17 protein-coding genes and 1 pseudogene are annotated in these 14,069 nt (G+C 37.1%); 15 read left to right on the top strand and 3 right to left on the bottom strand.

The window, feature by feature from the left end; genetic code table 11:
• Window position 1: 1 nt before the first annotated feature.
• The gene (locus tag FN924_RS13545) at window positions 2-310 is read right to left on the bottom strand and encodes a PadR family transcriptional regulator (RefSeq protein WP_143897223.1); all 309 of its coding nucleotides are present in this window, start codon (window positions 308-310) and stop codon (window positions 2-4) included.
• Between the two features lie 186 nt (window positions 311-496).
• Here FN924_RS13545 and FN924_RS13540 point away from each other — a divergent pair, with 186 nt between their 5' ends.
• From FN924_RS13540 to FN924_RS13475, 14 genes and pseudogenes are all read left to right on the top strand, one after another.
• Window positions 497-841 carry an ArsR/SmtB family transcription factor gene (locus FN924_RS13540; RefSeq protein WP_143895346.1) on the top strand — a complete coding sequence of 115 codons (345 nt, stop codon included), beginning with the start codon at window positions 497-499 and terminating at the stop codon, window positions 839-841.
• A 16-nt stretch (window positions 842-857) separates the two neighbouring features.
• A complete protein-coding gene (locus FN924_RS13535) occupies window positions 858-2,153 on the top strand; it encodes an arsenic transporter (RefSeq protein ID WP_143895344.1) in 1,296 nt (431 codons plus the stop codon).
• 19 nt (window positions 2,154-2,172) lie between these two features.
• Complete coding sequence (gene arsC, locus FN924_RS13530) at window positions 2,173-2,592, top strand: arsenate reductase (thioredoxin) (RefSeq protein WP_143895342.1); 420 nt, start codon at window positions 2,173-2,175, stop codon at window positions 2,590-2,592.
• A gap of 385 nt (window positions 2,593-2,977) precedes the next feature.
• Window positions 2,978-3,412, top strand: coding sequence for an RDD family protein (locus FN924_RS13520; RefSeq protein WP_143895338.1), 435 nt, complete (start codon window positions 2,978-2,980; stop codon window positions 3,410-3,412).
• 90 nt (window positions 3,413-3,502) lie between these two features.
• Window positions 3,503-4,036 carry a sigma-70 family RNA polymerase sigma factor gene (locus tag FN924_RS13515; RefSeq protein ID WP_267128993.1) on the top strand — a complete coding sequence of 178 codons (534 nt, stop codon included), beginning with the start codon at window positions 3,503-3,505 and terminating at the stop codon, window positions 4,034-4,036.
• A 2-nt stretch (window positions 4,037-4,038) separates the two neighbouring features.
• Window positions 4,039-4,452 carry a PadR family transcriptional regulator gene (locus tag FN924_RS13510; RefSeq protein WP_143895336.1) on the top strand — a complete coding sequence of 138 codons (414 nt, stop codon included), beginning with the start codon at window positions 4,039-4,041 and terminating at the stop codon, window positions 4,450-4,452.
• The gene (locus FN924_RS13505; protein WP_143895334.1) at window positions 4,449-5,690 is read left to right on the top strand and encodes an FtsW/RodA/SpoVE family cell cycle protein; all 1,242 of its coding nucleotides are present in this window, start codon (window positions 4,449-4,451) and stop codon (window positions 5,688-5,690) included. The genes FN924_RS13510 and FN924_RS13505 overlap by 4 nt, the downstream gene beginning before the upstream one ends.
• A 252-nt stretch (window positions 5,691-5,942) precedes the next feature.
• Window positions 5,943-6,643: pseudogene (locus FN924_RS13500) on the top strand (Type 1 glutamine amidotransferase-like domain-containing protein).
• A gap of 141 nt (window positions 6,644-6,784) precedes the next feature.
• Window positions 6,785-7,165 carry a VOC family protein gene (locus tag FN924_RS13495; protein WP_143895332.1) on the top strand — a complete coding sequence of 127 codons (381 nt, stop codon included), beginning with the start codon at window positions 6,785-6,787 and terminating at the stop codon, window positions 7,163-7,165.
• A 66-nt stretch (window positions 7,166-7,231) separates the two neighbouring features.
• The gene (locus tag FN924_RS13490; protein WP_143895330.1) at window positions 7,232-7,702 is read left to right on the top strand and encodes a GNAT family N-acetyltransferase; all 471 of its coding nucleotides are present in this window, start codon (window positions 7,232-7,234) and stop codon (window positions 7,700-7,702) included.
• A 229-nt stretch (window positions 7,703-7,931) separates the two neighbouring features.
• The gene (locus FN924_RS13485) at window positions 7,932-9,008 is read left to right on the top strand and encodes a GGDEF domain-containing protein (protein WP_158634015.1); all 1,077 of its coding nucleotides are present in this window, start codon (window positions 7,932-7,934) and stop codon (window positions 9,006-9,008) included.
• Window positions 9,009-9,132: 124 nt separating this feature from the next.
• Window positions 9,133-9,339 (top strand): hypothetical protein, encoded by a 207-nt coding sequence (locus FN924_RS13480; RefSeq protein ID WP_143895326.1) that lies wholly within the window; start codon window positions 9,133-9,135, stop codon window positions 9,337-9,339.
• A gap of 21 nt (window positions 9,340-9,360) precedes the next feature.
• Window positions 9,361-9,522: a hypothetical protein gene (locus tag FN924_RS18935; protein WP_158634014.1), complete on the top strand. Its 162-nt coding sequence runs from the start codon at window positions 9,361-9,363 to the stop codon at window positions 9,520-9,522.
• A gap of 12 nt (window positions 9,523-9,534) precedes the next feature.
• A complete protein-coding gene (locus FN924_RS13475; protein ID WP_143895325.1) occupies window positions 9,535-9,957 on the top strand; it encodes an NUDIX hydrolase in 423 nt (140 codons plus the stop codon).
• A gap of 18 nt (window positions 9,958-9,975) precedes the next feature.
• On the opposite strand, the gene FN924_RS13470 is transcribed toward FN924_RS13475, so the two are convergent.
• Window positions 9,976-10,740: a response regulator transcription factor gene (locus FN924_RS13470; protein ID WP_228409446.1), complete on the bottom strand. Its 765-nt coding sequence runs from the start codon at window positions 10,738-10,740 to the stop codon at window positions 9,976-9,978.
• Window positions 10,741-10,758: 18 nt separating this feature from the next.
• Window positions 10,759-12,579 carry a sensor histidine kinase gene (locus tag FN924_RS13465; RefSeq protein ID WP_158634013.1) on the bottom strand — a complete coding sequence of 607 codons (1,821 nt, stop codon included), beginning with the start codon at window positions 12,577-12,579 and terminating at the stop codon, window positions 10,759-10,761.
• A gap of 157 nt (window positions 12,580-12,736) precedes the next feature.
• Here FN924_RS13465 and FN924_RS13460 point away from each other — a divergent pair, with 157 nt between their 5' ends.
• A complete protein-coding gene (locus FN924_RS13460; protein WP_228409445.1) occupies window positions 12,737-14,044 on the top strand; it encodes an ABC transporter substrate-binding protein in 1,308 nt (435 codons plus the stop codon).
• Window positions 14,045-14,069 lie beyond the last annotated feature (25 nt).

Genomic DNA, 14,069 nt, shown 5'->3' with positions numbered 1-14,069 from the left:
GTTAGTCTTTTATTTCTTTGAAAAGCTCATAAGCTTTTTTTCTTGCTTCTTCTAGGATGTCCATCCCTTTGTCTGTTGTGGTGTAATATTTTCTAATCTTTCCTCCCACATTCCGTTCCTCTCTTAACAAAAGACCGTCTGATTCCATGGAGTGGAGGATCGGATAAAGGGTTCCGGAACTTATGTTATAGCCGTGTTCTCTAAGCTCCTCTAGCATCCAAACTCCATAAATCGGATGTTCTTGTGCATGGTGCAAAATATGAATGTGGATAAATCCGAGAAATAACTTTCGTAATACTTTATCTTCCAAATGATCACCTTCGTAGTAGTATCGAAAATCAATATCGAAATTCGATACCAACTTTAAACTAGTCTGTGTTCCGTTTCAAGGTCTATCGTTATAATTTACAATTTCTTAACAAAGACATATATATTGTGTATATAAGTAAATAGTTATATAGTGATATACGGAGTGTATGATGAGGGAGGGTTTGAGTTGTTACAAACGAGTTTAAGCTTGGACAACGCAGCGTTGATTCTAAAATTGTTGGGAGACAAGACGCGATTAACGATGGTAAAGCTTTTGGATACGAATGATTGTTGTGTTTGTGAATTTGTCGAGATGTTTAAGATGAGCCAACCTTCCATTAGTCAGCACCTTCGCAAACTGAGAGATGTCGGGCTTGTAAAGGAAGAAAGAAGAGGCCAGTGGATATTCTATTCCTTAAACAAAGAACAGGAGCATTATTCCTTTATTCAACAAATCCTGGAACAGTTACCTAATCAAGATGAACGGTTGAAAGTATTAGAAGAAAACGGTACTAGAATTACGTGCTGTTAATTTGGAGGGAATAGTATTGTCACAGATTGTGTTGGCATCCGTAATCTTTTTGATTACGCTAGTATTAGTCATTTGGCAGCCTAAAGGGCTATCAATTGGTTGGTCGGCATGTGGAGGAGCAATTCTAGCATTATTGGTAGGTGTGGTAGGTTTTCATGACGTTGCTGTTGTAACAGGCATTGTATGGAACGCTACATTAGCATTTATCGCCATAATTATAATTTCTTTAATATTGGATGAGATTGGATTCTTTGAATGGGCAGCCTTACATATGGCTAGGGCTGCTAAAGGTAATGGAATAAAGATGTTTGTGTATGTAAGTATATTAGGGGCCATCGTTGCCGCTTTTTTCGCAAATGATGGAGCAGCATTAATATTAACTCCTATCGTTTTAGCAATGGTTCGCAATCTTAATTTTAATGAAAAAATGGTATTTCCGTTTATTATGGCTAGTGGATTTATTGCGGATACGACTTCGTTGCCATTAGTGGTAAGTAACTTAGTGAATATTGTATCCGCAGATTTTTTTGATATTGGTTTTGTCGAATATGCAACTCGAATGATTGTTCCGAACCTTTTCTCTCTAGCAGCAACCATTACAGTATTGTTGATTTATTTTCGGAAAAGTATTCCCCGAACCTATGAAACAAATCAACTAAAAGATCCAGGAAAAGCGATTAAAGATAAAAAAATGTTTCAGCTTTCTTGGTATGTGCTAGGAGTATTGTTAGTAGGGTATTTTATAAGTGAATTCGTTTCTGTTCCTGTTTCCTTTGTTGCTGGAATCATTGCTCTCTTTTTCTTACTTATGGCTAGAAAAAGTAGTGCAGTGGATACGAAAACGGTGGTGAAAGGTGCGCCTTGGGCGATTGTCTTCTTCTCGATTGGGATGTATGTGGTCGTGTATGGATTAAGAAATGCAGGTTTAATGGAAGCCTTAGCCACATTGATTCAAGTATGTGCGGAACAAGGTTTGTTCGTAGCCACGATAGCGATGGGGTTCATTGCGGCTATCTTATCCTCTATCATGAACAATATGCCAACGGTTATGATTGATGCCTTGGCCATTGCAGAGACGAGTACATCTGGTGTAGTGAGGGAAGCATTAGTATATGCGAATGTGATTGGTTCAGACTTAGGTCCGAAAATTACACCGATAGGGTCGTTGGCAACTTTATTATGGCTCCACGTTCTATCTCAAAAGGGTGTAAAGATTTCTTGGGGAACGTATTTTAAAACGGGAGTTATATTAACTATTCCAATCTTATTTATTACGTTAATTGGTTTATACCTGACCTTGTTACTTTTATAAATAAAGGAGACGAAACTATATGGCTAACAAAACGATTTACTTTTTATGTACAGGCAATTCTTGTCGTAGTCAGATGGCGGAAGGCTGGGCGAAACACTATTTAGGTGATGACTGGCAAGTGAAAAGCGCTGGCATTGAGGCACATGGACTAAATCCTAATGCAGTAAAAGCGATGTACGAAGTTGGGATTGATATCTCTAATCAAACCTCTGATATCATCAATCCGGATATTTTAAATCATGCAACCTTAGCTGTAACCCTTTGTGGAGATGCTGCTGATAAATGTCCTGTGACGCCACCAAGTGTAAAAAGAGAGCATTGGGGCTTTGATGACCCAGCTAAAGCGGAAGGAACAGATGAAGAAAAGTGGGCGGTATTTCAGCGTGTTCGAGACGAGATTGGAGAGCGCATTAAGCGGTTTGCGGAAACAGGTGAATAGAATTGGTATTCGAATATCATAACAATTTTTTTGTTATGGTATTTTTTTGTCCATAGGGCCTTGTCCTTATGTTATTCTATAAAGGATACTTCCAATATAAGGAAAGGTGATTTGATGTATTTCGTACTTTTCTTTTTGACAGGTGCACTAGTAGGTTTTCTTCTGAGAAGCTATGCGGGGGAAAAAGTAGGACAAATTTCTAAGATTGTTATCAGGTATATGTTTTTTGCCTCTATGGGATTGATGGTTTTAGGACTATTCACTGCGTATATCATTGTATTTTATGTAGGCGTGTACCTTTTTCTTTTCGTTCTAGGTTTGTATGTAATGAGAAATATTTTAATTTATTATCAATCCAATCATTAATAGATGGGGAGGGATTATCATGGGTGTTATAAATCCAGCGGGATTCAGTGAGCGATTTGTAGCAAGTTTAGTGGATGGACTTTTAATTTTTATATCTACTGGGTTTCTCGGTCTTCTCATCTATGGGGAGTTTTATTCGATGAAATACCGAATTATCGATGAGTTGGGATTGGTCTACCATATAGTATTACCGTTGTGTTGGTATGGCTACACGGTAGGAAAAAGAGCGAGAAAAATTCGCATAGTAAAAATGGACGGTAGTAATGTTGGAATTGGAACGATGCTGCTAAGAATTTTGGTGGCGGGCATTATTTATTTACTTACTTTAGGGATAGGCATAATAGTAAGTGCCTTCATGGTTGCGTTAAGAGAAGATAAACGAGCTATCCATGATTTTATTGCGAGTACGTATGTGACAGAGGAACCACCGGGAAGTGAACGTTTAACAGTATAAATGCTCGAAGCTCCTAAGGATTTGGGAGCTTTTTTACTTTTTAAAACCTAATATGAGGTGGAGTCGTCTAATGTATAGGAGGTGAAAAACGTGGAAAAAGCGGCAATAACGTTAGAATTACATAACGAAGATAAAGAGTTGGTTATCGATGAGATTATGAGGCGGTATGGTCAAGATATTCTCCAGCTAACGTACTCCTATGTGAAAGATAGAGCGATATCGGAAGATCTAACCCAAGAAATTTTTATTAAGTGCTATCGCAAGCTTCATACATATAACAAGAATGCCAAATTGAAAACGTGGTTGTGTAGAATAGCCATTAATCATTGTAAAGATTATCTAAAAAGCTGGTATAACCGAAATGTGCAGGTCTCTAAGTTTGAGAGTCCTCAAAGTACAGAATCAACGCCAGAAGAAGAGGTTATTCAACGTAGCGAAGAGGAAGAGCTCGTCGATGTCGTAATGAACTTACCTACAAAATATCGTGAACTTATTTACTTACATTACTTTGAAGAAATGACTTTTAAACAAATAGCAGAGGTAACGGAGCTGAACATTAATACGATTAAAACGAGAATGCGTAAAGCAAAAACTTTATTACAAGAAATGTTAGGAGGGTCGTAAATATGGACCAACGTTTAAAAGGCTTAAAGAAAGCAATGAAGCATACCGTTTTTCAAGATTTAGAGTTTACGGAACAACATAAGCAGAATGTACACCAACGATTACAAAATCACGAAGAGGATGAGCATGTTATGCTTGTTGCCATCTTACAATTGCTTGTAGCAGAGAAGACTGGATTTGAGCTCGCAAAACAGTTAAGATCTCGAGGAATCACAACATTTGAAGACCAAGAAGGATTCCTCTACACGCATTTACATCAACTGGAGCAAAAAGGATATATCGGTGCATGCTGGGATGAAGATATAAAACGCTATAAGATTAGTCAAGATGGTACAAGGCTATTGAATAAGCTGACGGATAAGAAGCAAAGGTTATCTCTGATAAAAAGGCTTTGGGTTGAGGTGAGTAGCAATTGAATAATCAGAGAGAAAACTTTATAAAGTCAGTTGCAGGGTATATAAAAGCAAAAAGCGCTCGGGTTTTTGTTGAGAAAGAATTAGAGCACCACCTAACTGAAGAGCAAAAACGTCTTGTGCAAGATGGAATGACTGAGCAAGAAGCGGAAGAACAGGCCGTTAAGCAAATGGGTAGTCCTGTTCAGCTAGGCCTTCAATTAAATAAAGTGCACCGTCCAAAAACCGATTGGGTTATTATTGGCTTACTATTTTTAACGTTTTGTTTCAGTTTTCTACCAATCCTTTCCCAACCCTTTGGTAGCTTCTACGTTGTGAAGCAAGGAATTTATATAGGGATGCTTTTCATTATGTTTTTGGATTATACTAAGCTAGCTAAATTCGCACCTTCCTTTTATATATTAGGGATTATCTATTTAGTTCTATTACTCTTTACACCACATACAATTAATGGGTTACCCTATTTAAGGGTTTTACACTTTTCGATTTCTACGGTTCATTCTATTTTATTCTTTTATCTCAGTATGTCTGTTTTTTTGAGTAAACGTATAAAGAAACCGGTATCCATAGCACTTTTAGCAGCAATTCCACTTATGTTCTTCACAATCATCGGAGATAGAGCGACTAGTATGATTTATACCATTATGATTCTTTCTATAATCTGGCTTGGGAATAGTGCCATGAGTAAAAAAGTGAAAACATTTGTGGGATTTCCAACGGTTGTGGTAGCTACTTTTTCTATGTTTGTAAATAAGAACTTTTTCATGCAATTTTTCCAACAACCAAATATATCGATGACAGACCAGTATATGTACAAATTAATAGATGATATTTTAAAAGGCACTCATTGGTTTGGAAACGGGATAGGAGAGGCCTGGAGTATTCCGTCTTCCCACACAGACTTTGCATTTCTGAGCATTATGTACCAGTATGGATGGATAGTGGCTGGTCTTATCGTGGTAACGTTAAGTGTCATCTTATACCGACTGGTCAAAATTAAAAATCTTATTAGAGATTCCTTTGGTAGACTCTTGGTAGTAGGTGGAATCTCCATCTTTGCAAGCAAGATTTTATATAACTTAGGAATGAATCTAGGGCTATTGCCTTTTATAGGAATTTCACTCCCGCTTATAAGTTACGGCCCACTATCCAACTCCTTCGACTGTTTTGTCTTAGGACTTGTTCTGAGTGTGTTTAGGAGAAAAGATATTGTAGTAAAAACTACATATAAGGAATCTTAATATAAATTAATTCACTCTTTGTTGTACTTAAGGTAGGAAGCGCTGATCTTATGATTAGTGCTTCTCTTTTGCGGAATAAAAAGGGAAATATTGGTTTAAAGAGAATCATAGTATTATATACTCATCGTTTAAAAAGGATTAATGAAATGAATAATGTACTAATGCTATGAAACCAAGTCTCAAACTATGATGGAGATGTGCGCGAAAGATGTAGATGATTTTGTATTATTAATTAAAGAAATGAGGGACCATATGAAACAGATTATTGCGCTAGGTGGTGGTGGGTTTTCCATGGAGCCAGAAAATCCATTATTAGATCAATATATTTTAAGTCAATCTAAACAACCATCTCCTAAAGTATGCTTCGTTCCAACGGCGAGTGGTGATTCAGAAAGCTATATTTCCAGATATTATCAATCCTTTCATGCATTCACCTGTACCCCAACTCACTTGTCTTTGTTTAAGCCTCCAACAAGGGATCTTAGAAGCTTTCTTCTGGAGCAAGACATCATTTATGTGGGAGGTGGAAACACGAGGAATCTTTTAGCCTTGTGGAAGGAATGGGGAATGGATCACATTATGTATGAAGCGTGGGAAAATGGCGTTCTCTTAGCTGGAATCAGTGCTGGTTCAATATGCTGGTTTGAACAAGGCTTGACTGACTCCTTCGGGGATGAATTAGAGCCTATTACATGCCTAGGTTTTCTTAAAGGGAGCAATTGTCCGCATTACGATGGAGAGGCTAAACGAAGACCATCCTATCAATCCCATATTATGTTCAACAGTATGAAACCAGGCATAGCAGGGAGGATGGTGTCGCGTTACACTATGTAGATCTTGACTTGTATAAAGTCGTATCTTCCCGTAGGACGGCAAAGGCATATAAAGTAACCAAAAGCCATCATATCCTAGAAGAAGTGATAGATACGGAGTATTTACCATCAAAAATCTAATGGTGGGAAACAGCTATCGTTGCTTTCTTCTAAGAAAGAAGTGAAATTATTAAGAAAAAGAATGAAATAGCAGTCTGATAAGAAGGATTTTAATCTATTGCGTGGAATCTTTTAATTTATCATTGTTTAAGGAGGGAAGATATGATTTCAAAACTCGGTCAAGTAATGGTTTATGTGTTGGATCAAGAAAAAGCAGTTCGGTTTTGGACAGAAAAAGTTGGGTTTCATCTCGTTTCAGAACAGAGTATGGATAATGGAATGCGTTGGTTTGAGCTAGCACCTTCCGAACAATCTGACACTACGATTGTGCTGCATGATAAAGATCTCGTAGCAAAAATGTCTCCAGAATTACACCTCGGTACACCATCTCTTATGTTTTACACCCAGGATATAAAAAAATTATATCAAGATTTTAAAGACAAGGACATTCATGTAGGAGAGCTTGTAGAGATGCCTACAGGTAGAGTTTTCAACTTCTCTGATGAGGAAGATAACTATTTTGCGGTGATGGAAACCATTTAACTGAAAAAACTTAGGCGTCGGTCTGGTGGAGATGGACGCCTTTTCTATTACGAAGAGGTGATCTTAGTGCTTTATTTTAGAGAAATCGATGTAGTAAAAGATCGTAGTACAATCATTGAGTTTAGGAAGGATTCTTTTAAAGTAAGCTTTGGAGATCCTTCTCCGTTTGGGGAAGAAGAGGATTATGTTCAGTGGGTAAAGGAAAAGATGATAGATTATCCGGATGGCTTTGTTTTATTGGAATTGGATCATATACCAATTGGTCAAGTAGAACTGTCTATCCGAAGTTACGAAGATCGTGAAATAGGCTATGTGCATCTTTACTACATTTGTGAGCAATATAGAGGAAAAGGATATGGGAAGTTATTACATGATTATGCTATAAATTTTTTTAAGAGGAATCATATTAAAGAGTTCCATTTACGTGTTTCCCCGACGAATAAAAGAGCTATACAATTCTATAGAAAAATAGGTTTGGATGAAATAGGACCGGAGCTGGACGGAAAAGTGATTCGAATGAGAGGAATTGTATCATGAGGACCTAGTACAAGAGAAGCACCGGAGCCTTATTATTTCACATATGTAGAAGCGGACAGAGATTACATTTGTCTTAGTGAAGGTGCAAGAGGCTTGTGGGAGAAGTAGTGAAATTTGGCTTAATTTACCTGAAATAATTGCGAAAGGGAAGCAGCTTTGCTATTCATTTTTTGACGAATTTTGTCGATAAAATAACTGTTAATATGTACTGGATAGGATGTTGACTACTGTGCTGCATGATCTAATTGTAAATCTAGCAATTATTATTTCTTTTTTATTTATTTCGGGACAATTTTTCAAACAAATTCCGATGCATAAATCGATAAAATTAAAAGTTTTAGGCGGATTTGTTTTTGGCTTTATGGGAATTGTGTTAATGTTTTTTTCTATACACATTACAGATACCACCATTATGGATCTTCGAAATTTTGCTATTATAACCGTTTTCTTATCTGGCGGACTTTTGAGTGGTATAATTACAGCCTTTATCTTGTCTTTAGGGCGAATATGGATTTTTGGTGTTAGTCTTTCATCCATTATAGGGGTAGGAACGTTCATCATTCTAGTATTAGTCTGTTGGTATATTAGCAAAAGAAAATGGAATCCATCCCATAAGTTTTTATTAATGAACTTTGCGAATATCTTCATTGTATTTTGTGCATATATCATTCTAATAACTGATAGGGATGTTCTTTATACTGCAATTCTTCATTACGGAATAATCAATTTTATTGCAGGCTATGCCATCTTTTCTCTATGTGATTTCATCTCAAGGTCTAATGAACAATATCGAAAACTCATGGAATCTGCAAGAACAGACTTTCTAACGGGCCTTCACAATGTAAGACAGTTTGACAAACTGTGGAATGAGCATATCCAAAATGCAAAACAAAAAAAGGAAACTCTTTCACTTGTTGTAATTGATATCGATTATTTTAAACGAATAAATGACACGTATGGTCACCTAGTAGGAGATATGATTTTAAAAGAATTCGCGCAAGTATTGAAAGAAACTACACGTTCTATCGATACGGTATCACGTAATGGCGGGGAAGAATTTTCGGTTATTTTACCGGAATGCTCGTATGAGAAAGCACAAGAAATTGCTGAAAGAATTAGAAAAAGCGTAGAGCGACGTACGTTTTCTATTTCAAATGCGGAGTCCATCCATGTAACAGTTTCCCTTGGGGTAGTTAGTTATCCAGTGCCGAATGAAAATCCTGAGACGATGATTTCCACTGCAGATGATTGTTTGTATCAAGCCAAACGGTCTGGAAGAAATCGTGTAGTTGCGTATAGTTATTAATCGAGTAGTCTTATTCGGAGTTAGTCAGATAGGACTACTTTTTTGCTCCAATTCGATCCGTCTACTAACCTTTTAGACCGTTATGTTACAATGTAAAGAAGGTAGAAACTAGGGAGGGACGTACGTGATTTATATCTATTTATTAGTCGTAGCTCTCGTTGTGTACATTGGTTTCCGAATTGTTAAAAAGAAATCACTACCTTCTAACGAATATACGCCGTATGACAATATTGTCATGGGGAGAAAAGAAAACATTAGACCGGAACTTATCCCTTATGAAGATACGAAACACGTGATTCGATATGAGGAAGATACGGATTGGAATATGTGACAATGTAAGGAGAGAAATGCTATGGAAGCATTATTTTCATTTTTCATCCCATTTACAACCTGTTTTGTGATAAGTGCTTTTCTAAATATCATGTTTAAAACAACAAGGAAAAAAGATTGGGTGATTTCATTATTACTTAGCATTGGAATTTCCATTATTGCTTTACCAATTATGATTGGGTAAGGAGGAAGTCGGTTGAAAAGAGTAGATGTAGTTTATTCCTTACTATATGACAAAAATCAAGACAAGGTTTTGATGGTACATAATACTAAATACGACAACTGGTCCTTACCTGGTGGTTCGGTCGAAAAAGGGGAAACATTACCGGAAGCTGCGATTCGAGAGGCATGGGAGGAAACAGGTTTACAAGTGGAAGTGGATCATATTGTTTCGGTCAATGAGGCCTCTATGAAACAACATGGAAACCACGCGTTGTTCATCACTTTTTTTGGGAGAGTGGTTGGAGGTCAATTATCCATTCAAGATACAGAGACAATTGCGGATGTGAAGTGGATGGCAATTGACGAAGCGGATACGTGGATGCCCTATCATAAAAAGGGGATTAGGTATTTATTAGATAAGATGGCACCATATGAGTTTGAAGGTATTTCAGGATAAAGACAAGGATTGAGAGGTCTACTCAATCCTTTCTTTTTGGAATTCTGTTGGGTAGTATCCAGTCTTGTTTTTAAAAGCTCTACTAAAGTAATGCGGGTCTTTATAGCCGACAAGCTTGCCAACTGTTTGAATGTCCATATCAACATTTGTAGATAACAGCCTCTTCGCTTCATTCATTCTAAGGTTGGTAATATATTTTATCGGAGACATCCCTGTGTGCTTTTTAAACAGCTTGCCTAAGTAGTCTACGGAAAAATTTAAATGGGTTGCGATATCATTTAAGGTTAAGTTATTGGCGTAATTTTCTTTGATATACATCTTAATCATTTGAACAATTTCTTTCTGTGAAGATTTATCTACCATGGCACTTGCCGCGTGCGCTAAGGAATCCAAATCCTTGTTTAAATCCATTTCTAACCTAGCCAGAAGGGTGATAAACTTTTCATCATTAATTGGCTTTAGTAAATAGTCTTGAACGCGATAATTAATTGCTTTTCTAGCATATTCAAATTCATCATGGCCACTAATGATAATCACCTTAATCGTCGGGAAGGCAAAATAAATGTTTTGAGCTAGCTGTAAGCCATCCATAATTGGCATCTTAATATCTGTTAGCACAATTTGTGGCATTTCTTGCTCAATGATGGCTAGTGCATCCTTTCCATTCATTGCTTCCCCCACCACGGAAAACCCCGTTTCTGAATGATTAATCTTCCGAACTATGTTTCTCCTGATTAACGCTTCATCTTCAACTACTAATGCTTTAAATTGTTTTTTCACCATAGAAGTGCCATCTCCTTCTTATTGGGTTCTAACACCAATCGTTATGGAAGCTCCACGCTTTTCATGGTTTTGAATGTGTAAGTAAGATTGATCCCTATACATCATTTTTATTCGGAGTAAAATGTTTTTTATTCCCATTCCGTCTATATGTAAATCTGGAATATCTTCATTTGCATCCATACTAATGGACAGATCTTCAAGGCTTTTTATAACAAGTGGTTCGAAGCCAGGTCCATTATCACGAACCGTTATTTCCCAAAAATCCTTCTCGTATTTACCTGTGATTTCAATATGCCAAGGTGGTTCAATATGGAAGCCGTGTTTAATAGAATTTTCAACGAGTGGTTGAACAATAAGCATTGGTATCTTTATGGAATCCATTTCGTTCGGGATGTCGATGTAATAGTCTAAATTTTCTTCATATCGAATATCCATACATTCCAGGTATCTTAGCGTATAATCCATCTCTTCCTTTAGCTTCACACCTTTCTTATTCATTTGAGAAATATAGCGAAGCATGAAGGACATGTTTTCTGAAAGCTTGACGATTTGTTTATTCATGCCTTCTTCGGCCATTACACTAATATTAGCTAGGTTGTTATAAAGAAAATGTGGATTCATTTGTGCTTGTAAAGCGAGAAACTTTGCATCCATTTCCTTTTCCCTCGCTTGCACAACGTCATTAATTGATTTCCTCAGCTTTTCACTCATGCTTACGAAGGTGGAATGTAAGGAATCAATTTCTTCAATAGAGCTAATCGTTTGTTCGGCTATTTCTGGCGGATAGTTTGGGCGGTCTAATGGATTTAAATCTCTTATTTTAAGTCGAAGATACTCTAGTGGTTTCGTGACTCGTTTAGAAACAAAGTAAGAAATAATTAAGATAACGAATAGGGTGCTTGCCAACAGGATGATAAAGATTTTTTGTAGCTGGCTTAAGTAAGCAAACACATCGAGCTTCTCTTGGACGACAATGACTTTCCAGTTCATTTCATCAGTCGTTGAATAGGATAAGAGCTTCAGAGTTCCTTGTGGGTCATGGACATCGTAAGATTGGTTATCTTGGAAATCATGTTTGGAAATGAGATTGCTATAGTATTGGCCGGTACTTTCTTCGGAATATGGATAAAATTGTTGATTATTTTGGTTCAACACATAGATTTCTAGATTTGGATTTTGACTTCGTAATTCATTGGGATAACGGAAAAAACGATCCGCATCTTGAAGGATTTCCACAATCCCTTGATTTACATAATTTTGGTTTTTAAAAACTCGAGTTAAGGCGAGATGTTTTTTTCCTTCACTGCGCGACATTAAGAAAAGCTGGTTGTTATCTAATAGGCTTACATATTTATTTCCATGCAAGGCCATAGTCTCCTCATACCAAGCTCTGTCCTTTAAATTGACAATAATCTGTCCATTGAATTCTCCGGCCCCAACCATTTTGCCGTTTAAATCATAAATATTAGCTTGTTTGGCTGGTTGAGAACTACTAATAACCGCTAATATGACATCAATTAGGGTCGTAACCTCCGAGAACTCGTCCTGATAACTTTCAGGAGAATTGGGTGCTTTCGAGAGCTTTTCTTTAAAATGCTCTCTTACCATATTCGAATAAACAAGATTCATAGAAAAATTGTTAAGTGTATCTAGTTCTTGGTTAATCGAGTTCGTAATCGCATGATTTAATTGAATTTGGTTATTGATAATATTTTCTCTCGTCACATTGTGATAGAAGAAAAAGAGGATGGCGGCGATAGCGGTAAGTAGTGTCACGAAAAATATGGAATAATAAGCGAACAGCCTTTTCTGCAGCGTTTTAAAACGAATCCATTTCATATTAGGACACCACCAACACATAAAGTAGTCGAAAAATTACAAAGAAATGAACGGTTTCGTCTATTGAGCAATATAAAATGTAAGCGTATTCTTTTAAGTGTGAACGGTACCGTGTCATTTATTAAGTTTATCTTATCTTAATTTTATAGGAGGTTCAATGATGAAATATAAAGCGCTTTCTTTTATCGGTGTTCTTATTTTATTTGCTTTTGTGCTTATAGGATGTAGTTCGGATGATGCGTCTGGAGAGGATGGGGACAAAGTAACGTTAACTTTTGGCACACATCAATCTGGAATTCCGAGAACTGGAATCATCCAGGAAATGGCGAAGGACTTTGAAAAGGAGACTGGTATTGGAGTCGAATTTCAAATTGTACCAGATGCCCAATGGAGAGACTTAATTAAAGCGAAGTTAGCTTCTGGGGAAGCACCTGATATTTTTAATGTGGATGTGGATCCGCTTAGTATGCCGGCAAATGTCCGCCCAGAGGAAAATGCGATTGATTTAAGTGAAGAAGAATTTGTTGGCCGCATGTCTGAACAAATTTTACCTTCTGTAAGCTATCAGGATAAAGTCTACGGAGTGTCATATGCTCCGACAAAAATATGGTATGTCTACTACAATAAACAAATTTTTAACGACTTAGGAATCGAACCTCCAACTAACTATGAAGAATTTAAATCGATTAGTCAAAAAATCTTAGACTCTGGTGTAACCCCATTCTGGATGGCGCCAGCTAGTAATTGGTATCAAACATTAGCTTTATTTGAAACAGGACCAAACTATGAAAAGCTAGATCCAGGCTTATATGAGAAATTAAATAATAATGAAATGAAGGTAGCGGATATCGATCGGATGAAAGAAGTATTAGAACAAATGAAAGAATTCGCTGACCTAGGGTATTTCGGAGAAAACTTCTTATCAAATACGGTAGAAGCTGGAATTGATGCATTTGGAAAAGGCGAGGCTGCGATGTTCGTACGTGTTCCGGGAACAGAAACAGAAGTATCTGATGCTTATCCGGAAATGAAGGACAACATGGGATTCTTTACAATGCCATGGGGAGATAACCAAACAATCGGAATTAACCCAGGTGGCTCCGCTGCGATGTTTGGTAATAAAAACTCTGAGCATAAAGAAGAAATTTTGAAATTCTTTAGATGGATGACCAAGCATGAAAATCTACAGCGCGTCTTCGATGGTGGGGAAGGAAACCTAACCATCTGTTGGCCAGAAATTGAGTCCAAACTAACTCCAGAATACATCGAATATGAAGAAGCACATGAAAAAGGTACTGTCATGCAGGCAGCAGTCAAATATATTGATCCTCAGTTCATGGATGTTGGTAAAGACATTTCAGGTATGTTCGCTGGGTCACTTTCACCAGAAGAAGTGTTGGAGAACATTGATAAACGTCGTGCAGAACAAGCGAAGGTATTAAACGATTCAGCTTGGGAGGAGTAAAACTTGAAAGAGCAACTGAATCAAA

This window comes from Radiobacillus deserti, from assembly GCF_007301515.1.
Classification (GTDB): Bacteria; Bacillota; Bacilli; order Bacillales; family Amphibacillaceae; genus Radiobacillus; species Radiobacillus deserti.
Note: the sequence above shows the minus strand (reverse complement) of the source record. Positions and strands in the feature narration are given on the sequence as shown.

Coding starts and splice junctions, on each gene's coding strand:
- FN924_RS13460 (WP_228409445.1), top strand. CDS start 12,737: ATGATGAAATATAAAGCGCTTTCTTTTATCGGTGTTCTTATTTTATTT.
- FN924_RS13495 (WP_143895332.1), top strand. CDS start 6,785: ATGATTTCAAAACTCGGTCAAGTAATGGTTTATGTGTTGGATCAAGAA.
- FN924_RS18935 (WP_158634014.1), top strand. CDS start 9,361: ATGGAAGCATTATTTTCATTTTTCATCCCATTTACAACCTGTTTTGTG.
- FN924_RS13465 (WP_158634013.1), bottom strand. CDS start 12,579: ATGAAATGGATTCGTTTTAAAACGCTGCAGAAAAGGCTGTTCGCTTAT.
- arsC (WP_143895342.1), top strand. CDS start 2,173: ATGGCTAACAAAACGATTTACTTTTTATGTACAGGCAATTCTTGTCGT.
- FN924_RS13470 (WP_228409446.1), bottom strand. CDS start 10,740: ATGGTGAAAAAACAATTTAAAGCATTAGTAGTTGAAGATGAAGCGTTA.
- FN924_RS13510 (WP_143895336.1), top strand. CDS start 4,039: ATGGACCAACGTTTAAAAGGCTTAAAGAAAGCAATGAAGCATACCGTT.
- FN924_RS13520 (WP_143895338.1), top strand. CDS start 2,978: ATGGGTGTTATAAATCCAGCGGGATTCAGTGAGCGATTTGTAGCAAGT.